The sequence below is a fragment of the Peterkaempfera podocarpi genome (assembly GCF_042466665.1).
GTDB lineage: Bacteria > Actinomycetota > Actinomycetes > Streptomycetales > Streptomycetaceae > Peterkaempfera > Peterkaempfera podocarpi.
In genome coordinates, this window is the sequence record NZ_CP162102.1 from 2,596,549 (window position 1) to 2,616,131 (window position 19,583).

The window sequence follows — 19,583 nt, forward strand, 5'->3', positions numbered from 1 at the left end:
CGCTCGGGGGTGCAGCCATCCTGTCGAACAGACCGTCACCGTGTTGACACGGACGGTCAGTTCACTCGTACGAGTGATTCAACCTCAGGAGTGGACTTCTGTCACGGAAACTGCCTCCTCGGACGGCCCACAGCCCACGACCTGTCGACCGGCCCAGCGGCAGGGTCGGAACACCCGGCGCCCGCCGTTCCCGTAGCCGGTCATCACGTTGTGGCCTCGTACGCAGACCGTGGGCGGCTGTCCCGGGCCCGGCTCAGGCCGAGCGGCCGACCGCCCTGACCAGCAGATCGACCAGGTCGTCCACGAACTGCGCGTCCGGCAGCTCGGGCTCCGCCAGCAGGCGGTACACCAGCGGCGCCGCCACCAGGGTGGCCGCGGAGCGGATGTCCACATCGGACCGCACCTCGCCGCGGGCGATACCGCGCTCCAGGATGCTCCGCGTCTCGCCCATCATGCGGTCGGCGTATGCGGCGTACTCCCCCCGGACACCGCTGTCCCCCGCCGCGGCCCCGATCAGCTCGGCCAGCAGCCGGCCCGTCCCCGGCCGGCGGTACGACGCCAGCCGCGCGGTGAGCACCTCGCGCAGCTCGGCACGGACATCGCCCAGGTCCGGCACCGACAGGGCCCCGATCCGGGTCTCCGCAGCCGCGATGATCAGGGCCTGCTTGGAGGGCCAACGCCGGTAGATGGCGGGCTTGCTGACCTCCGCGCGGGCGGCCACCGCGTCCATCGTGACCGCCTCGACGCCGCCCTCGGCCACCAGCTCGATCACCGCGTTCAGTGCGGCGGTGGTGACGCGCTCCTCCCGCGGACGCCCCGGCCCCCGCTCGACCCTCTGCGCCCGTGTGCCGACCATGACCCGAGCATACGGGCTGCTCCAGGCCGTGCGGCACCCCAGCCGCCGGTGCCGGGCGAGTGCACCGCGGCCACACACCGGCGTGTGCCGCGGACTCCCGCGCAGCACCCCCAGCGGGCGCGCCCCGGGCGGACGACGGTCGACGGACGACGGACGGCTGCGGCCCAGCCCGGCCTTCCCCCGGCCCGCAGCCGGGGCGCCCGGCACGCTGCGCGGCCGACGGGTCGACGGCGCCCTGCGGTCCGCAAAATCCGAGTGGGCGCCTTCGGCACCCGCACAGATGTACCGGTCGCACCACCGGCCGCCCAGGGCCTGCCCGACGGCTCACGCCGGTCACGCGGGCGGTGTCCGGTGCAGGGCCCCTCCTCGCCGGAGACGGGCAGGGAGGGCGCACGCCAGGGCGGAGGAGCGACCTCGTACCGGGCCGCCCCCGTCGGCTCCGGCGCTGCCGTGCCAGGCGTCGCCCGCCAGGCGGGAACGCCGGACAGGAACGGTCGGGCGGGAACGGTCGGGCGGGGACGATCAACCGGGAACGCCGGACAGGAACGGTCGGACAAGCCCTACGGCAGGCGCCAGTCCACCGGCTGGCCGCCCTGCCCGACGAGCAGCTCATTGGCACGGCTGAACGGCCGGGAACCAAAGAAGCCGCGGTCCGCCGACATCGGGCTGGGATGCGCCGACTCGATCGCGGGCACCGAGCCCAGCAGCGGCCGCAGCCCCCGGGCGTCGCGCCCCCACAGGATCGCCACCAGCGGCTTCCCCCGGGCCGCCAGCGCCCGGATGGCCTGGTCGGTGACCTCCTCCCAGCCCTTGCCCCGGTGCGCGGCCGGCTTGCGCGGGGCCGTGGTGAGCGCCCTGTTGAGCAGCAGCACCCCCTGCCGGGTCCACGGGGTGAGGTCACCGTTGGTGGGCGGCGGGAAGCCGAGGTCGCGCCCGTACTCCTGATAGATGTTCAGCAGACTGCCCGGCAGCGGCCGCACCTCGGGCGCCACCGAGAAGGAGAGACCCACCGCATGACCCGGCGTCGGATAGGGATCCTGACCGACGATCAGCACCCTGACGTCGTCGAAGGGCTGCTGGAAAGCGCGCAGCACATCTGGCCCTGCCGGCAGATAGGTCCGGCCGGCGGCGATCTCCGCCCGCAGGAAGTCCCCCATGGCGGCAATCCGCCCTGCCACCGGATCAAGGGCCTTCGCCCAGCCGGCCTCGACGATCTCACTCAGCGGTCGCGCAGCCATGCGCTCAGCCTAGGGCCTGCCACCGACGGCGCATGCCGCGCCCCCGCACCCCGGCCACCCCTTGCGGCCCCGGTCCGCCGTCACCACACAACGCCGCGGAGCACCACGGCCGAGGGTGCGGCCAGCACCCGGACGTCGGCGCGCGGGTCCGCCTCGTACACCACCAGATCCGCCGGGGCCCCCTCGGCCAGGCCCTCCCGGCCGAGCCAGGCGCGGGCGCCCCAGCAGGCCGCGGAGAGCGCCGCCGCCACCGGCAGCCCGGCCTTCGCCAGCTCGGCGACCTCCTGGGCGACCAGCCCGTGCGGCAGCGAGCCGCCCGCGTCGGTGCCCACGTAGACCGGCACCCCCGCCTCGTACGCGGCCGCCACCGTCTCATAGCGGCGCTCGTGCAGCCGCCGCATGTGCGCCGCCCAGGCGGGGAACCGCTGCTCGCCGCCGTCGGCCAGCCCGGGGAAGGTCGCGATGTTCACCAGGGTGGGCACAATGGCGATCCCCCGCTCGGCGAACAGCGGCAGCAGGTCCTCGGTGAGCCCGGTGGCGTGCTCGATGCAGTCGATCCCGGCCGCCACCAGGTCCGGCAGCGCGTCCTCGGCGAAGCAGTGCGCGGTGACCCGCGCCCCCTGCGCGTGCGCCGCGGCGATCGCCGCCGTCAGGGCCTCGCGCGGCCAGCAGGGCGCCAGGTCGCCGCGCTCCCGGTCGATCCAGTCGCCCACCAGCTTCACCCAGCCGTCGCCGCGCCGTGCCTCACGGGCGGTGTGCTCGGCCAGCTGCTCCGGCTCGATCTCATGGGCGTAGTTGCGGATGTACCGGCGGGTACGGGCGATGTGCCGCCCGCCCCTGATGATCCGCGGCAGGTCCTCGCGGTCGTCGATCCAGCGGGTGTCGGCGGGTGAGCCGGCGTCCCGGATCAGCAGGGTGCCCGCCTCGCGGTCGGTGAGGGCCTGCTTCTCGCTGGTGGCGTCGTCCACCGCGCCGTGGGCGTCCAGACCGACATGGCAGTGGGCGTCGACCAGGCCGGGGAGCACCCATCCGGTGAGGGTGCGGACGTCCCGGGCCAGGGCGGGGCGGTCGAAGGTGACCCGGCCGTCCACCACCCAGATCTGGTCGCGGACGTCCTCGGGTCCGACCAGGATCCGCCCCTTGATGTGCAGTACCGCGCGCTCTCCCATGGCGGCAGCCTACGACCGGCGGGCCCGCACCGGGCGGCCGGTCATCCGCGCAGCTTGGACAGGTCCACCGCCGCACCCATGGCGGTGTAGCCGGCCCGGTTGGGGTGCAGATGGTCGCCCAGGTCGTAGGCCGGGTTGTAGCGGCCGGGGTAGTGGGGGTCCCGCAGCGCATGCTCGAAGTCGATCACGCTGTCGAAGGCGCCGCCGGTGCGGATCCACTGGTTGACCTGACGCCGGATCTGCTCGCCCTCGTTGTGGTAGTAGCTGGCGCCCTCATACGGCGTCAGAGTGCCGCCGTGCACGGCCGCACCGGCCGCCCTGGCCTGCGCGATCAGTGTGCGGTAACCGGCGATCAGCTCATCGGCGGTGAGCCTTCCGCCGCCGGCGCCGCGCCGCGAGCCGATGTCGTTGATGCCCTCCAGCAGGATGACATCGGTGAGCCCGGGCTGGGCCAGCACATCGCTGCGGAAGCGGGAGAGTCCGGAGCGGCCGGAGTTCTCCTTCTCGTCGTTGAGCAGCTTGTTGCCCGCGATGCCGAGGTCGACGACGCCCAGCGGGCGGTCCGGCCGGGCCTTGGCGATCCGGGCGGCGAGCACGTCCGGCCATCGCCCCCCGACGCGGTTCGCCACCGGTTCCGAGCCGTCGGTGATGGAGTCGCCGAAGCAGGCCACGGTGCCGGTGGCGCTGGTGGAGACCAGGTCGAGGCCGCTGAGGTAGTACCAGCCGTTCTCCCGGCCGGTGAACCGCTGGGAGCCGGCCAGCCGGGTGCAGTCGCCGGCGGCCGTGCAGGTCGCGTCCTGGGAGCGCGGATGCCAGGTGGCGGGCCCGGTTGGCCCCGGCACATAGAGGCTGACCAGCAGCGCCTCCCGGGCGGTGATCGGGCGGGGCAGCGCCACGGGGTCGCTCAGCAGCTCCCCGCCGGGCGGTACCACCGCCCGTACCGAGCCGCCGAAGCGCACCCGGGCGAGGCTGCCGAGGACCGCCTGCGCGCCCCGCTGCCGCACCCCGATCGACGCCGACTCGACCAGCAGCGGCGAGGTCCCGAAGCGGTTGGAGAGCCGGATCCTGGGGTTGGTGCCGCCGACCGAGGCCCGTATCGTCAGCCGCAGGGTGACGTCGACGAAGCCCAGCAGCGGTCGGCCGCTCTCCGCGGGCACCGGCGCAGCGGCCCAGGCGCCGACCCGCTGCGGTCCCAGGACCACGCCCTGCACCGAGCTGCGCAGGCCGGTCACCGGCGCTGCCCGTCCGGGGGCGCTGTCGGCATGGGCCGCGTTGCGGCCGAGCACCGAGGTCATCCCCAGTGCGGCCGCGCCTCCGAAGAGTCTCAGCGCGTGCCGCCGTGGCAGGGACGCGGGCATGCTGTCCACCTCTGTTCGGGCCTGGACGGTCCGCCGTGGCGCTCTCCGCGCGGCGGCCGGGATCAGGATACGGATCCGTGCGGGGACGCCGTCCGCGTCGCGGACGGTGCCCCGCTCACCTGTGCAGTGCAGCCAGTGCCGTGAGGTCCACGGCCCCGGCGAGCATCGCCGCACCGGCGTCGCTCGGGTGGAGATGGTCGCCCGAGTCGTAGGGCACCGCGATGCGCGTCGGGACCTCCGGGTCCAGCACGGCTCGTTCGAAGTCCACGACGCTGTCGAACGCGCCGCCGTTCCTGACCCAGGCGTTGAACTGCTGGCGGACCTGCTCCCCCACGGGGGTGAAGAACTTGGCGCCCTCGAACGGCAGCAGGGTGCAGCCGTGCACCCGCAGGCCGGACCGCCGCGCCCTGCCGATCAGCGTCCGCTGCGCGGTGATCAGCTGCTCGGCGGTGATCGGCAGACCGTCGGTGTCCCTGCCGAAGCCGATGTCGTTGATCCCCTCCAGCAGGATCAGGTCCGTGGCCCCCGGCTGTCCCAGCGCGTCCTGGTCGAACCGGTCCAGCGCCGCGACACCGCCTCTGGGCGCGCTCTGCAGCAGCCGGTTGCCGGCGATGCCGAGGTCGACCACCCCGTACGGGGCCCTGGGGCGCTCCACGGCGATGCGCTCGGCCAGCAGATCGGGCCAGCGGACGGTGGTGCGCTTGGCTGCGGTGGACGGGCCGTCGGTGATGGAGTCGCCGAAGCAGACCACCGTGCCCGCGGCCCGGTCGGAGAGCAGGTCCAGCCCGCTGAGCCAGTACCAGCCGGTGAACCCGGTCCAGCGCTGCCTGGCCCGGGCGGCGCTGCCGGCCGCGCGGGTGGGGCGGGTGGGGCCGTCGAGGAGGTAGCTGACGTCCCGGGAGCGCGGATGCCAGGTGACGGGGCCGGTCGAACCGGAGACCGTCAGGCTCACCAGCAGCGCCGTCCGGGCGGCCACCGGCGACGACAGCGCCACGGCGTCACTCACCAGGTCCTGCCCGGGCTGGAGTACCACGGAGCGCGAACCGCCGAAGGTCACCACCACCCGGGTGCCGGGCTTCTCGTCCGGCCCCTGGGCCCGCGGCGCGATCCAGGCCCCGGCGATCTGCAGCGGGGCGGTGCCGTAGCGGTTGGAGATCCTGATCCGGGGGTGCGTACCGCCGATGGTGGGCCGGACCACCATCCGCAGCTGCGCGTCGTGCAGCCCGGTGGCCGACAGGGTGCCCTCCTCCGGCGGCAGCGGCGCCGCCGCCCAGGAGGCGATCCGCGGCGGGGGCTTGGGGGTGGCCTTGGCCGCGGGGGACTGCCGGGCCCGGGGCGGCTCGGCATTCGCCTCGCGGAATCCGTACTCCCCGGCCACCACGGTGAGCCCCAGGGCGACGGACGCAGCACCGGCCAGCTTCAGCACGCGTCGGCGCGACACGGCAGCGGACATACTTCCCCCCTGTACGGACCCGGGCAGTGGCCGTGCGGGCCCGGACGGCTTCACCGACGGGCCTTGGCCCCGCGGGGCGGCGTCCTGGGCGGTCGCGGCCGGGTACAGGATACGGATCAACGGTGAGAGTCCGCGAACCACCCTTCCGCCGACACGCCGCCGAAGCCGTCGGCGGCGTGCGGGCGGCGCGGCGCACCCCGCCCACCTGCACGATCTCGCACCACGGAGCCCCATGTGACCGTCAGCCAGCCGTCGTCCGCCACCCGTTCCCCGCACCCCCTGCTCGACCTCCCGCCGCTCACGGCACCGCGGTTCGCCGCGATCGAGGACCGGGTCGCCGCACTGCTGCGCACCCGCAACGATGTGCTGATCACCCAGGGCGAGGCACTGCTGCCGCTGGAGGCGGCGATCCGCAGCGCGGTGCGGCCCGGCAGCACCGCGCTCAATGTGGTCACCGGCCCTTACGGGGAGACCTTCGGCGGCTGGCTGCGCTCCTGCGGGGCAACCGTGGTGGACCTGGTGGCGCCCTTCGAGGGCGCGGTGTCGGCGGAGCGGGTGGCCGGGGCGCTGCAGGACCACCCGGAGATCGACTTCGTCAGCCTGGTGCACGCGGAGGCGGCCACCGGGAACACCAATCCGGTGGCCGGTATCGGCGCCGCCGTGCGCGCCCACGGCGCCCTGCTGATGCTGGACGCGGTGGCGTCGGTGGCGGCCGAGCCGCTGGAGACCGACGCCTGGGGCGTCGACCTGTGTGTGATCGGCGGCCAGAAGGCGATGGGCGGCCCCGCCGGGGTCTCCGCGGTGGCGGTCAGCGACCGGGCCTGGCAGCGGATCACCGACAACCCCCAGGCCCCGCGCCGTTCCTACCTCTCACTGCTGGACTGGAAGGAGCGCTGGACGGACGCCGGACGCACCGCCCTGCTGCCGCACGCCCCGGCCCAGTTGGAGATGCTGGCCCTGGAGGCCTGCCTGGACCGGATCGACGCCGAGGGCCTGGACGCCGTGATCGCCCGCCATCGCGCCGCCTCCGCGGCCACCCGGGCGGGCGCCCGCGCACTGGGGTCGCTCGGCTGCTTCGTGGTGCGCGACCAGGACGCGGCACCCGTGGCCACCACCCTGCGCGCCCCTGCGGGCGTCGACGCCCGGGAGTTGGCCGCCGCGGCACTGCGCAGCAACCCGGCCGTACCGGTCCAGGCCGCGGCGGGCGCCCTGGCCAAGGAGATGCTCCGGGTCAACCACTACGGTCCCGCGGCCACCCGCTCCACGGTGCCGGCCACCCTGCGCGCCCTCGCCGACGGCCTCACCGCACTCGGCGCCGCCGCTGACGCCTCCGCAGCCGCCCAGGCGGCGGATGAGGCCTGGGAGGCCGCTCTGGCGCGCTGACCACGCGGGTTCCCCGGCGGACGCACGGACGCCCGGCCCCTCCGAGGAGGGGCCGGGCGGGTCTGCTGCGGACCGCCCCGCTGCCCGCGCCGGCGGGCGGCGCCGGCCCTGGGGGAGGGTGCTGCGGTGCATCACGGCGAGCGGCGCACCACGGCGAGTGATGCATCACGGCGAGCGGCGCATCGGTTCAGCACCCGGTGGTACCCGGCGGGCGCCGCCTGCCGCGCGGTCCAGGCGTCCGGGGGCGGCGCAGCGTCACCCCGTGGTGAGGGCGTCCGACTTCACGGCGGCGACAAAGGCCGCCCAGGCGTCGGCGCGGAAGAGCAGCGCCGGGCCGTGGGGGTCCTTGCTGTCGCGGACGGGGACGGCACCGGGGACGCCGTCGGCGATCTCGACGCAGTTGCCGCCGTCCTGGTTGCTGTAACTGCTCTTGCGCCAGCGGGCGGTGCTCAGGTCCGTGGTGGTACGCATGGCGGATGGCCCTCCATAGCCGAGCGGATGAACGCCGCCGAGTCCCTGGGCGACAGGGCGCACGCACGCAGGACATCGTAGGCCCGCGTGCGCTCCGCCACAGCTGACGGATCCTCCAGCAGCTGCCCGGAGTCGCTGCCCTCCAGATAGGCGTAGCGGGAGCCGCCCGGCATGGTGTGCAGGGTGAGCGAGCAGCCCAGCTGGAAGTGCGCACCATGGGCGAACGGCAGCACCTGGATCTTGGTGGTCGCGGTGTCCACCAGCGGCAGCAGGGCGGCGAGTTGGTCCCGCATCACGGCCGGTCCGCCGATCGGCCGGCGCAGCACCACCTCGTCCAGCACCGCCCACAGATACGGCGGCTCCTCCCCGCGCAGCCGCTCCTGCCTGCCCAGCCGGGCGCAGACCTTCTCCTCCAGCCGGTCGTCGCAGCCGTCCGGGGTGCCGAAGCGCAGCAGCGCACGGGCGTACTCCTCGGTCTGCAGCAGGCCCGGCACGGTGTGGGCCGCGTACTCGGCGACGGACGAGGCCTGGGCCTCCAGCTCCATGAAGCGGCGGTACTTGTCGGGGTGCGCCTCCCGGCGGGCCAGCGGATAGAGCCGTACGAAGTGGCCGCCCGTGCCGAAGGCCGCATCGAGCTTGGCGGACAGGTCCGGTGGGACGACCCGGTCGGCCGTCTCGATGTTGGCGAGATGGCTCTTGCTGTAGTTGAGGACCCCGGCCAGCTGCACCAGCGAGAGCCCTGCCTCGGTCCGCAGCCTGCGGACCTCCGCGCCGTAGAAGTCCCGGGCCGAGCGGCCCGGCTTGAGTTCCCTCGGACGAGCGGCCATGGCGCCCACCCCCATGTCCTCACAGAGTGCTGTGGATATGTGACCCCTGGTGAGCGTAGTGCCCGGCGGCGATGCTCTGCGTACAGAACGACCGACCTCACCCAGCAGGGAGCGACACCGCCATGCAGCAGCGCCGCGCCGGAACCAGCCGACTCGTGGAAGCAGCCGACGCCGTGCGGGAGTTGGCCGACGCCCTGGCCCTCGCCGGCTTCACCCTCCCCTCGCTGCGCGGGGACCAGCCCGTCCTGGACCGCGCCCATGTCCAGCTGGGCGGCGCCCCCGCCGAACTGGTCCGGCAGCTCGCCGGCTGGATCAGGGAGCGGGCATGACCAGCCGGATGACCCTCGGGGTGTACATCCGCACCGGCGACGGCCGGACCCTGCGCCTGCGCCCCACCGGCCCGGTCGCCCCCGTCACCCACCCCGACGTCCACTCCGGTCTGCGCTTCCCGCCCTGCCGCTGCCCCCGCCACGCCGCGCCCCCGCAGTCGCGGGAGCGCATCTGACACCGCCTCGGGGCGGCGGGGGCAGCGGTGGCCTCAGCCGGCGCCCGAGGCTTCGAGCAGCTCGAGGACCTCCTCGGGGCCGGTCTCCTGGATCTCCTCGCCCAGGAGCAGCCAGCGGGTGATGCCGACCGACTCCAGGAACGACAGGTCGTGGCTGGCGATCAGCAGGGCGCCCTGGTAGGCGTCGAGCGCGCCGGTCAGCTGCCGCACGCTGGCCAGGTCCAGGTTGTTGGTCGGCTCGTCCAGCATCAGCAGCTGCGGGGCCGGTGCCGCGAGCATGGTCGCCGCGAGGGCGGCACGGAAGCGCTCCCCGCCGGAGAGGGTGCCCGCCGGCTGCTCGGCGCGTGCCCCCTTGAACAGGAACCGGGCGAGCTGGGCCCGGATGTGGTTGTCGGTGACCCCGGGAGCCATCCGGGACACATTGGCCGCGACACTCAGCTCCTCGTCCAGCACATCCAGCCGCTGCGGCAGGAACCGCAGCGGGACGAACGTCCTGGCCTCACCGGACAGCGGCGCGAGCTCCCCCGTGAGGGTGCGCAGCAGTGTGGTCTTGCCGGCTCCGTTCCGTCCCACCAGCGCGATCCGCTCCGGCCCCTGGACGTTGAGGCTGCCCTCCCTGAGTCTGCCGAAGCGGGGCTGCAGCCCGTCCAGGGTGAGGACGGTGCGGCCCGCGGGTACGGCGGTGCCGGGAAGGCTGACCCGGATCTCGGCGTCGTTGCGGACCGCCTCCGCGGCCTCGTCACGGCGCTCGCGCGCCTCGGTGAGGCGCTCCTCGTGCAGGCCGCGGAGCTTGTCCCCGGACTCCTGCGCGGACCGCTTGCGCTCACCGGCGACGATCCTGGGGGCCCGCCGCTGGGCGTCCATCTTCTTGCTGTGCCGCTGGCGGCGGGCCACCTTGATCTGGGTCTCCTCCAGTTCGCGCTTCTGCCGTCGGACATCCGCCTCCGCGGCCCGCAGTGTCCGCCCGGCCGCCTCCTGCTGGGTGGCCAGCGCCTCCTGGTAGGCGGACCAGCCGCCGCCGTACCAGTTCACCGACCCGGAGCGCAGCTCGGCGATGCGGTCGACCCGCTCCAGCAGCTCGCGGTCGTGGCTGACCACCACCAGCACGCCGGAGCGCCAGGACTCCACGGCGTCATGGAGCCGGCGGCGGGCGAACAGGTCGAGGTTGTTGGTGGGCTCGTCGAGCAGCAGCACATCGGGACGCTCCAGCAGCAGCGCGGCCAGCCGCAGCAGCACGGTCTCACCGCCGGAGATCTGGCCCACCGTGCGGTCCAGTTCGACGCCGCCGAGTCCCAGGGAGCCCAGTGTCGCCAGGGCCCGCTCCTCGACGTCCCAGTCGTCGCCGACGGTCTCGAAGTGCTCCTCGCGTACGTCACCGGCCTCGATGGCGCGCAGCGCGGCACGCCGCTCGGCGATGCCCAGCGCCTGGTCGACACGCAGGGTGGTGTCGAGGGTGATGTTCTGCGGAAGGTAGGCGAGGCTGCCGCCGACGGTCACCGACCCCTGGGAGGGGCGCAGCCGGCCGGCCAGCAGCCGCAGCAGGGTGGACTTGCCGGTGCCGTTGGCGCCGACCAGGCCGGTGCGGCCGCGGGCGACGGTGAGGGAGAGGCCGTCGAGGACGGTGCTGCCGTCCGGCCACTGGAAGGACAGGGCGGAGCAGGACAGGGAAGCGCCGGGGGTGGGGGGAGTGGCCATGGGATTCTCGCAGTCGTCAGCGCAGTGGATGGGGGCTTCGTGTGCGAGCACCACGCGGCGACCAGGCCGGAAAAAGGGGGGTGCGGTCCTCCGCAGAACGGGGACGGCTCATGCACCGAGGTCGCATCCGCGCGGGGTCACGGGCGGCAGGAATGCCGGCGGCAGCGTGACGGGTGTACGGCCGATGCCGTACCGCGCGGTGATCGCGGACCTCAGATGCGCAACGTCCACCTCTATCGGAGACAACAGGACTTCTCGACTGTACCGCAGCCACCCGCCGTCGCGCCGGTGTACGGGGTGCACCGGTGCGGGAGTGCGGCGCCTGCCGGACGACGCGGCCCCGGCCCCGGCCTCCGCGCGGTGGTGCCCGCGCGGAGGCCGGGGCCGGGGGCCGTCAGCGGTGGTGGAACCAGCTCATGGCGGCGGTGGGCCGGTCGTTGTAGTCGAAGAGCGCCTGGTTCTCCCAGGCGTCACCGGAGGAGGGGTCGGTGGGGTCCCAGCCGTTGCCGGGGACGGCGGTCCAGGTGGGCTCCCAGTAGAAGGCGCCCATCCCGCGGCCGCCCGGTACCGCCTCCAGCACATTCATCACATCGCGCAGGTTGGCGGCCTGCCCCGCCTGGGTGGCCGGGTAGCCGGAGACCAGCTGGGAGGAGCTGCCGACGTTGTTCGCCAGGGAGTCGTCGTTTGCCAGGGTGAAGGGGTAGGCGGTCTCGGCGACGTAGACCGGCCTGGCATAGCGGGCGGCCATGTCGTCCAGGGTGGTCTGCAGGGCGCTGAGCGGCCCGTGCCAGTAGCCGTAGTAGGACAGGCCGATGACATCGAACGGCACCTTGTGGGAGACGGCGTTGTCGAAGAACCAGCGGGCTCCCGCGTCGTCGCCGCCCTCGGCGAGGTGCAGCGCCACCTTGGTGGAGCCGCTGACGGCCTTGGCGGCGTCGGCACCCTGGGTGAGCAGGGCCGCGAGGTTGGACCAGTTGTCGGTGGAGCCCTCGCTCCAGAGGATGCCGCCGTTGATCTCATTGCCGATCTGGACCATGTCGGCGGTGGTGCCCTGGGCCTTGAGCGCGTTCAGCACGTCATAGGTGTGGTTGTAGACGTCGGTCTCCAGCTGGGCGAGGGTGTGCGTGGACCAGGCGGCGGGCTTGGTCTGCTTGCCGGGGTCGGCCCAGCTGTCGGAGTAGTGGAAGTCGATCAGCAGGCCCATGCCCAGGGCCTTGATCCGCTTGGCCATGGTGAGCACCCTGGCCTTGTTGTTGTAGCCGTCGGCGGGGTTCACCCAGACCTTGAGGCGGGCGTAGTTCATCCCGGCGGAGTGCAGGATGGTGAGGGCGTCGCCGGTGGTGCCGTCGGCGTTGCGGTAGACGCCGCCCTTGTCCTCGCTCTTCTTCAGCGTGGAGACGTCGGCGCCCCGCACGGTGAGCCCGGTGGCGCCCGGGGCGAGGGTGAGGTCGTCGACATTGATCCAGTTGCCCGCGTTGGCGTCGGAGTCGATGCTGACGGTGCAGGAGCCGGTGGTCACGCTGACGGAGGTGACCAGCCGTATCCAGGCGCCGTCGGGGGTGGGCGGCAGATCGGTGCGCTGCTCGGCGCCCCCGCAGTTGCGCAGGGCCAGATAGGCGGAGTTCTGGCCGCCGCTTGAGCGGACCCAGGCGGTGAGGGTGTAGCTGCCCTTGGCCAGACCGGAGAGCTGCTGGGAGGTCTCGACCTTGTAGGCGCCGGCGGCCCAGTGGGTGAGCCGGTAGGAGCCGGAGTGGCCGCCGGACTCGGTGTAGGAGGCGCCGGTCTGTCCGGTGGCGGAGGTGGTGGACCAGCCCGTGGGGCTGCCGGTGCCGGTGCCGTTGGCCTCGAAGCCCCCGTTGGTGACACTGCTCGCGGCGTGGGCGCCGGCCGTGGGGAGGGCCAGCGTCGCGGAGGTGCCGAGCAGCAGTGCGGCGGCGCCTCGGGCGAGTGTGCGGGTGGTGGGGCGGCGCGTTGATCCCTGACGCATCGTCATCGTCCTCGTGGTGGTGAGGGGTCGGTGGGGATGTGCGGCCTTGCGGGGTGGTGCCGCCGTCCGGGCCGGAGGTCTCGCCCCGGCCCGGACGGTGTCTTCGGGGGTACGGCTCAGCCGTCCAGGCGCACCACGCGGACGGAGTTGCCGGGGACGGCGAGCAGCCCGGTGGCGGGTTCGCCGGTGAGCAGCTCGGTGCCGGGCCGCTCCAGGGGGACCTTGGCGTCGGCCGGGGTGTGGTTGACGGCGAAGAGGTAGCTGCCGTGCTCGCCTTGGCGGCGCACCACCTCCACGTCGTGCGGCAGTTCACCGCGGGGGGCGAGGCCGGCGTCGGCGCAGGCCAGGTCGAGGACGGGCGCCAGCTGGTCGCCGGTGAGCCGGGTGGAGACATACCAGGCCGTGCCGGAGCCGAGGCGGTGGCGGGTGACCGCGGGCTGTCCCGCGGCGGGGCCGTCCTGGTAGCGGTGGACGGTCTCGGCGCCGCGCGGGACGACGGTCTCCGACCAGACGTCCCCGGTCAGTTCGCGGCCGTCGCCGTCCCGCAGCCGCACCTGCTGACCGGAGCGCAGCGGCAGGAACTCCTCCACGGTGAGGCCGAGGACGTCGCGCAGTGCGCCGGGGTGGGGGCCGGGGTGGACGGCGTCGTGCTGGTCGACGATGCCGGAGAAGTAGGAGACGACGAGGGTGCCGCCGCCTTCGACATAGGTGTGCAGCGCGCGGCCCGCCGCCTCGGTGGCGAGGTAGAGGGCGGGGACCAGCAGCAGCGGGTAGCGGGCCAGGTCGGCGGCCTCGGGGTGGGCGAAGTCCAGGGTCAGGTGGCGGTCCCAGGCGGCGGTGTACCAGGCCTCGGCGCGTTCGCGGGCGTCGTGGTCCTGGGTGGGGCGCCATTCCAGGTCCTGGGCCCACCAGGAGTGCCAGTCCCACAGCATGGCGGCGTCGGGGACCACCCGGGTGCCGCGGATCCCGGCGAGCCGGCCGATGTCGGCACCCAGCGCGGTGACCTCCCGCCAGATGCGGCTGTCGGTGCCGGCGTGCGGCAGCATCGAGGAGTGGAACTTCTCGGCGCCGTAGCGGGAGGCGCGCCACTGGAAGAACATGGCGCCGTCGGAGCCCCGGGCGATGTGGGTGAGGCTGTTGCGGGCCATCTCGCCGGGCTGCTTGGCGATGTTGCGGGGCTGCCAGTTGACGGCGCCGGTGGAGTGCTCCAGCAGCAGCCAGGGGCCGCCGCCGGCGACGGAGCGGGTGAGGTCGGCGGACATCGCGAGGTTGATGTGGTTCCGGTCGGCCTCGGCGACCAGGTAGTGGTCGTTGGAGACCAGGTCCACCTCGCGGCCCCAGGCCCAGTAGTCCACCGAACGGCACTGGCTGAGGGCGGTCATGAAGTTGGTGGTGACCGGGATGCCCGGCGAGAGGCGGTGCAGGATGTCGCGCTCGGCGCGGAAGTTCTCCAGCATGGCGTCGCTGGTGAAGCGGGCCCAGTCCAGCTTCTGGGCGGGGTTGCCCGCGGTGGGGGTGGCCCGCGGCGGGCGGATGTCCTCCCAGCGGGTGTAGCGCTGACCCCAGAAGGCCGTTCCCCAGGCCTCGTTGAGGGTGTCGAGGTCCTGGTGGCGCTCGCGCAGCCAGCTGCGGAAGTGCTCGGCGGAGATGTCGCACCAGCAGGCGCTGACGGGGACGCCGTACTCGTTATGGACGTGCCACATGGCGACGGCGGGGTGGCTGCCGTAACGGCGGCCCAGCTGCTCGGTGATGGCGGTGGCGGCCTCGCGGTAGGCCGGTGAGCTGTGGCAGACGGCCCCGCGGCTGCCGAACTCGTACCGCAGGCCCTCACGGGTGACGGGGAGTGCCTCGGGGTGCTCGCGGTAGAACCAGGCGGGCGGGACGACGGTGGGGGTGCCGAGGTCGACCCGGATGCCATGGGTGTGCAGCAGGTCCAGCAGCCGGTCGAGCCAGCCGAAGTCGTACCGGCCGCGCTCGGTCTCCAGCAGCGCCCAGGAGAAGATGCCGACGCTGACCATGGTGACGCCGGCCTCGCGCATCAGCCGGACGTCCTCCTGCCAGGTCTCCTCCGGCCACTGCTCGGGGTTGTAGTCGCCGCCGAAGGCCAGCATGTCTTCGCCGGTCAGCGGGTGGGTCATGGACACTCCTGTGATCAGCGACTGTGAACGTACACATAGGTAACCTCATGGAAACAACCATTGACAAGCGTCCTTGGGGTTTCCCTACTGTGAACGTGCACAAGAGCACAGCAGCACATCGCATCCTGCGGGAGGACCCATGCACGTCGCTCTGCACCGCCGCCTCGCCGTCCCCACCGCCCTCGCCGCGGCGGCAGCCCTGGCCCTGTCCGCCTGCAGCAGCAGCGGCGGCAGCGGCAGCGGCAGCAAGGACTCGGGCACCAAGGCCCAATCAGGCCCGGTCAGCCTGACCTTCTGGTCCTGGGCTCCCAACATGGACAAGGTCGTCGCGCTGTGGAACGGCTCCCATCCGGACATCAAGGTCACGGTGGAGAAGCAGGCCTCCGGGGACGACCTGCTGACCAAGACCATCACGGCCGCCAAGGCCGGCGGCGCCCCCGACCTGGTCCAGGTCGAGTACCAGGCACTGCCCACCCTGGTCAGCAATGACGTACTGGCGGACATCGCGGGGCAGCAGGGCGGCACCAAGTCGCAGTTCGCCGACGGTGTGTGGCAGCAGGTGACGCTCGGCACCGACGCGGTGTACGCGATCCCCGAGGACACCGGCCCGCTGATGTTCTACTACCGCAAGGACCTCTTCAAGAAGTACGGCCTGACCGTGCCCACCACCTGGCAGCAGTTCGCCGACACCGCGCGCACCCTGCACAGCAAGGACCCCAAGAAGTACCTGACCACCTTCTCCAGCAATGACGCCGGCCTCTTCGCCGGACTCGCCCAGCAGGCCGGCGCCAAGTGGTGGACCACCTCCGGCGACACCTGGAAGGTCGCCCTGAACGACGACGCCACCAGCAAGGTCGCCGACTTCTGGGGCGGCCTGGTCCAGGAGAAGGCGATCGACAACCAGCCGATGTACACCCCCGCCTGGAACAAGGCCCTCAACGACGGCACCCAGCTCGCCTGGGTCAGCGCCGTCTGGGCCCCCGGCGTGTTCACCTCCGCCGCCCCCGACACCAAGGGCAAGTGGGCCATGGCCCCGCTTCCGCAGTGGACCGCGGGCGAGTCCGCCACCGGCAGCTGGGGCGGCTCCGCCACCGGCGTCACCAAGAACTCCAAGCACGCCGACGCCGCGGCGAAGTTCGCCGCCTGGCTGAACACCGACCCCACCGCCGTCCAGGCCCTGGTCCAGGACGCCGGCATCTACCCCGCCGCCACCTCCGCCCAGACCGGCGGCGCGCTCGCCAAGGCCCCCGACTTCTTCCCGGACCAGGCGGACTTCTACGCCACGGCCGCGCAGATCGCGGGCAACACCGCCCCGGCCGCCTGGGGCCCCAACGTCAATGTGGCCTACAGCGCCTTCAAGGACGCCTTCGGCAAGGCCGCCCAGAACCGCACCCCGTTCGGCGCCGCCCTCACGGCGGTGCAGCAGGCCACCCTCGCCGACATGAAGAAGCAGGGCTTCAAGACCACGGGCTGACCGACCACCGGTCAGGACGTCCAGCCGGTCCGGGCAGCCCGCCCGGACCGGCCCCTCCCCCACCCCCGCCACCACGAATCGAGGACCGCCATGGCCACGGCGACCCCGACCCGGAGGCCCCGCAGCAGAGGCACCGGCACCCGCCTCGCGCCCTACGCCTTCCTGGGACCCGCCACCGTCCTCTTCGCCGCCTTCTTCGCACTGCCCATCGGCTACGCCGTCTACCTCAGCTTCCGCACCGTCCACATCAAGGGACTGGGCCTGGGCAGCGGAGCCCGCCAGGAGGCCTGGACCGGCTTCTCCAACTACACCGCCGCGCTGTCCGACCCCGAGCTGCTGTCCGGCGCCGGCCGGGTCCTCGGCTACGGCCTGCTGGTGGTCCCCACCATGCTCGGTCTGGCGCTGCTCTTCGCGCTGCTGCTGGACACCGGCCGGGCGCGGCTGCGCGCCTTCTCCCGGCTTGCGATCTTCCTGCCGTACGCGGTGCCGGGCGTCGTCGCCTCGATGCTCTGGGGGTTCCTCTACCTCCCCAGCGTCAGCCCCGGCTACTTCCTGCTCGGCAAGGCAGGCATGGCCGGGCCCGACCTGCTCTCCGGAGGCGGGCTGTATGTGGCGCTCGCCAACATCGCCGTCTGGGGCGGCACCGGCTTCAACATGATCGTCATCTACACCTCGCTGCGGGCCATCCCCGCCGAGCTCTACGAGGCCGCCCGGCTGGACGGCTGCTCCGAGCTGCAGATCGCCCTGCGGATCAAGATCCCGATGGTGGTGCCCTCACTGGTGCTCACCTTCTTCTTCTCGATCATCGCCACCCTTCAGGTCTTCAGCGAGCCCACCACCCTCAAGCCGCTCACCAATGCGCTCAGCTCCACCTGGAGCCCGCTGATGAAGGTCTACCGCGACGCCTTCACCCAGGGCGACATCCACTCCGCCTCCGCGACCTCCGTGGTGATCGCCTTCGCCACCCTGCTGCTCTCCTTCGGCTTCCTCAGACTGGTCAACCGCCGCACCCCCGGAGGCGAGCGATGAGCGTCCTCGACACCGCCCGGCCCCCGCTGCGGGGCGCCGCCACCGCCCCGGCCACCACCGCCCGGCGCCGCGCCCCCGGCTGGATCCCCACCGCCACCCTGCTGCTGGGCGCTCTCTACTGCCTGCTGCCCGTGCTCTGGGTGCTGATCGCCGCCAGCAAGAGCAGCCGGGATCTCTTCAGCACCTTCACCCTGCTCCCGGGCGGCGGCCTGGCCGGCAACATCGCCGACCTCACCTCCTACCGCGACGGCGTCTACGGGCGCTGGATGGCCAACTCCGTCCTCTACTCGGGCCTGGGCGCGCTGCTCTCCGCCGCCGTCTCCGGCGCCGCCGGGTACGCCCTGGCCAAGTACCGCTTCCGGGGCCGCGACGCACTGTTCAACGTGCTGCTCGCCGGAGTGCTGATGCCGCCGGTCATCCTGGCCGTGCCGCAGTACCTGCTGCTGGCCAAGGCGGGGCTCGCCGACAGCTACCTCTCAGTGCTGCTGCCCAGCATCCTCAGCCCGTACGGGGTCTACCTGGCCCGCATCTACGCCGCCGCGGCCGTCCCCGACGACGTGGTGGAGGCCGCGAGGGTGGACGGCGCCCGCGAGTGGCGCACCTTCCGCTCGGTGGCGCTGCCCATGATGGCGCCGGGCCTGGTGACGGTCTTCCTCTTCCAGTTCGTGGCGATCTGGAACAACTTCCTGCTGCCGTTCATCATGCTCGGCGACGACCGGAAGTTCCCGGTCACCGTGGGCCTCTACACCCTGCTCAAACAGGGCGCCTCCGCCCCGGCCCTCTACACCCTGGTGATCACCGGCTCGCTGCTCTCCGTCCTGCCGCTGATCGCCCTGTTCCTCTGCCTCCAGCGCTACTGGCGCCTCGACCTGCTCTCCGGAGCCGTAAAGTCCTGACCGGCAGACAGGAAGGAAAGCGACCACCATGACGGAACCCGCGCCCAAGGGACGTCCGGCGGCGACCCGCGCCCACCGGCCGCCCACCATCCATGACGTGGCCCGCGAGGCCGGCGTCTCGCGCGGCACCGTCTCCCGGGTCCTCCAGGGCGGGCACCATGTCTCCCCGGCGGCGCTGGAGGCGGTCAACGCCGCCATCCGGCGCACCGGGTACGTGGTCAACCGGCATGCCCGCTCGCTGGTGATGCAGCGCTCCGACTCGGTGGCGTTCCTGCTCACCGAGCCCCAGGAGCTGTTCTTCGAGGACCCCAACTTCAATGTGCTGCTGCGCGGCTGCACCCGGGCACTGGCCGAGCACGACATCCCGCTGCTGCTGATGATCGCCGGCAATGAACCCGAACGGCGCCGTATCACCCGCTATATCGCCGGCGGCCACGTCGGCGGCGTCCTGCTGGTCTCCTCCCACTCCGGCAACCCCATGGTCGAGCGGCTGACCGAGGCCGAGGTCCCGGTCGTCGCCTGCGGCAAGCCGCTGGGCCAGCGCACCCGGGTCGCCTATGTGGCCGCCGACGACCGCGAGGGCGCCCGCGACATGGTCCGCCACCTGCGCGCCGCAGGCCGCCGCCGCATCGGCACCGTCACCGGTCCCCAGGACACCCCCGGCGGTGTGGAGCGGCTGGCCGGCTACCGCGAGACACTGGCCGAGCTGGGTCTGCCCTACGACGAGCAGCTGGTCGCCGAGGGCGACTACACCCGCTCCGGCGGCGAGGCGGCCACCGCCCGGCTGCTGGCGCAGGCCCCCGACCTGGACGCCGTCTTCGTCGCCTCCGACCTGATGGCCGACGGCGCCCTCACCGCGCTCCAGCGCGCCGGCCGCCGTACCCCCGAGGACGTCGCCGTCGGCGGCTTCGACGACTCGCCCATCGCCCCCTCCACCCGGCCCCCGCTCACCACCATCCGCCAGCCCTGGGACCGGATCAGCGACGAGATGGTCCGCCTCCTGCTGGCCCGGATCTCCGGTGAGGACCCGGCAGCCGTGATCCTCCCGACGGAGCTGGTGGTGCGCGACTCCGCCTGAATCCCCCGCCCTGCCGACTCAACCTT

The 19,583-nt window shown here is 73.2% G+C and carries 17 protein-coding genes; 7 read left to right on the plus strand and 10 right to left on the minus strand.

Annotated features, from left to right (window positions below; translation table 11 throughout):
• Positions 1–253: 253 nt before the first annotated feature.
• The 5 genes from AB0761_RS11325 to AB0761_RS11345 all read right to left on the minus strand — a co-directional run bounded on the left by AB0761_RS11325 (position 254) and on the right by AB0761_RS11345 (position 6,062).
• On the minus strand, positions 254–856 hold the full coding sequence (locus AB0761_RS11325) for a TetR/AcrR family transcriptional regulator (protein WP_377268855.1): 603 nt from the start codon (positions 854–856) through the stop codon (positions 254–256).
• Between the two features lie 560 nt (positions 857–1,416).
• Positions 1,417–2,094: a uracil-DNA glycosylase gene (locus AB0761_RS11330; protein WP_377268856.1), complete on the minus strand. Its 678-nt coding sequence runs from the start codon at positions 2,092–2,094 to the stop codon at positions 1,417–1,419.
• An 80-nt stretch (positions 2,095–2,174) separates the two neighbouring features.
• A complete protein-coding gene (locus AB0761_RS11335) occupies positions 2,175–3,263 on the minus strand; it encodes an amidohydrolase family protein (RefSeq protein ID WP_377268857.1) in 1,089 nt (362 codons plus the stop codon).
• Positions 3,264–3,304: 41 nt separating this feature from the next.
• Positions 3,305–4,621 carry an SGNH/GDSL hydrolase family protein gene (locus AB0761_RS11340; protein ID WP_377268858.1) on the minus strand — a complete coding sequence of 439 codons (1,317 nt, stop codon included), beginning with the start codon at positions 4,619–4,621 and terminating at the stop codon, positions 3,305–3,307.
• A gap of 115 nt (positions 4,622–4,736) precedes the next feature.
• Positions 4,737–6,062 (minus strand): SGNH/GDSL hydrolase family protein, encoded by a 1,326-nt coding sequence (locus AB0761_RS11345; RefSeq protein ID WP_377268859.1) that lies wholly within the window; start codon positions 6,060–6,062, stop codon positions 4,737–4,739.
• 246 nt (positions 6,063–6,308) lie between these two features.
• Here AB0761_RS11345 and AB0761_RS11350 point away from each other — a divergent pair, with 246 nt between their 5' ends.
• A complete protein-coding gene (locus tag AB0761_RS11350) occupies positions 6,309–7,457 on the plus strand; it encodes a pyridoxal-phosphate-dependent aminotransferase family protein (RefSeq protein ID WP_377268860.1) in 1,149 nt (382 codons plus the stop codon).
• 255 nt (positions 7,458–7,712) lie between these two features.
• Here the strand turns inward: AB0761_RS11350 and AB0761_RS11355 are convergent, their stop codons facing one another.
• Both AB0761_RS11355 and AB0761_RS11360 read right to left on the minus strand, forming a co-directional pair.
• Positions 7,713–7,928 carry a DUF397 domain-containing protein gene (locus tag AB0761_RS11355; protein WP_377268861.1) on the minus strand — a complete coding sequence of 72 codons (216 nt, stop codon included), beginning with the start codon at positions 7,926–7,928 and terminating at the stop codon, positions 7,713–7,715.
• On the minus strand, positions 7,907–8,755 hold the full coding sequence (locus tag AB0761_RS11360) for a Scr1 family TA system antitoxin-like transcriptional regulator (RefSeq protein WP_377268862.1): 849 nt from the start codon (positions 8,753–8,755) through the stop codon (positions 7,907–7,909). The genes AB0761_RS11355 and AB0761_RS11360 overlap by 22 nt, the downstream gene beginning before the upstream one ends.
• Before the next feature lie 122 nt (positions 8,756–8,877).
• Between AB0761_RS11360 and AB0761_RS11365 the strand changes: the two genes are divergently transcribed.
• Positions 8,878–9,084 (plus strand): hypothetical protein, encoded by a 207-nt coding sequence (locus tag AB0761_RS11365; RefSeq protein ID WP_377268863.1) that lies wholly within the window; start codon positions 8,878–8,880, stop codon positions 9,082–9,084.
• Complete coding sequence (locus tag AB0761_RS11370; protein WP_377268864.1) at positions 9,081–9,260, plus strand: hypothetical protein; 180 nt, start codon at positions 9,081–9,083, stop codon at positions 9,258–9,260. Before AB0761_RS11365 ends, AB0761_RS11370 begins: the two co-directional genes overlap by 4 nt.
• A gap of 33 nt (positions 9,261–9,293) precedes the next feature.
• Here the strand turns inward: AB0761_RS11370 and AB0761_RS11375 are convergent, their stop codons facing one another.
• From AB0761_RS11375 to AB0761_RS11385, 3 genes are all read right to left on the minus strand, one after another.
• Entirely contained in the window at positions 9,294–10,955 is a 1,662-nt protein-coding gene (locus AB0761_RS11375; RefSeq protein ID WP_377268865.1) for an ABC-F family ATP-binding cassette domain-containing protein, read from the minus strand.
• A gap of 394 nt (positions 10,956–11,349) precedes the next feature.
• Positions 11,350–12,942 carry a glycosyl hydrolase 53 family protein gene (locus AB0761_RS11380; RefSeq protein ID WP_377268866.1) on the minus strand — a complete coding sequence of 531 codons (1,593 nt, stop codon included), beginning with the start codon at positions 12,940–12,942 and terminating at the stop codon, positions 11,350–11,352.
• Positions 12,943–13,058: 116 nt separating this feature from the next.
• On the minus strand, positions 13,059–15,080 hold the full coding sequence (locus tag AB0761_RS11385) for a beta-galactosidase (RefSeq protein ID WP_377268867.1): 2,022 nt from the start codon (positions 15,078–15,080) through the stop codon (positions 13,059–13,061).
• A 139-nt stretch (positions 15,081–15,219) separates the two neighbouring features.
• Here AB0761_RS11385 and AB0761_RS11390 point away from each other — a divergent pair, with 139 nt between their 5' ends.
• The 4 genes from AB0761_RS11390 (at position 15,220) to AB0761_RS11405 (ending at position 19,557) form a co-directional block, all read left to right on the plus strand.
• On the plus strand, positions 15,220–16,554 hold the full coding sequence (locus AB0761_RS11390) for an ABC transporter substrate-binding protein (protein WP_377268868.1): 1,335 nt from the start codon (positions 15,220–15,222) through the stop codon (positions 16,552–16,554).
• Positions 16,555–16,644: 90 nt separating this feature from the next.
• The gene (locus AB0761_RS11395; RefSeq protein WP_377268869.1) at positions 16,645–17,583 is read left to right on the plus strand and encodes a carbohydrate ABC transporter permease; all 939 of its coding nucleotides are present in this window, start codon (positions 16,645–16,647) and stop codon (positions 17,581–17,583) included.
• Positions 17,580–18,479, plus strand: a complete 900-nt coding sequence (locus AB0761_RS11400; RefSeq protein WP_377268870.1) for a carbohydrate ABC transporter permease — start codon at positions 17,580–17,582, stop codon at positions 18,477–18,479. Before AB0761_RS11395 ends, AB0761_RS11400 begins: the two co-directional genes overlap by 4 nt.
• A gap of 28 nt (positions 18,480–18,507) precedes the next feature.
• A complete protein-coding gene (locus AB0761_RS11405; RefSeq protein ID WP_377268871.1) occupies positions 18,508–19,557 on the plus strand; it encodes a LacI family DNA-binding transcriptional regulator in 1,050 nt (349 codons plus the stop codon).
• The last annotated feature ends 26 nt before the right edge of the window (positions 19,558–19,583 follow it).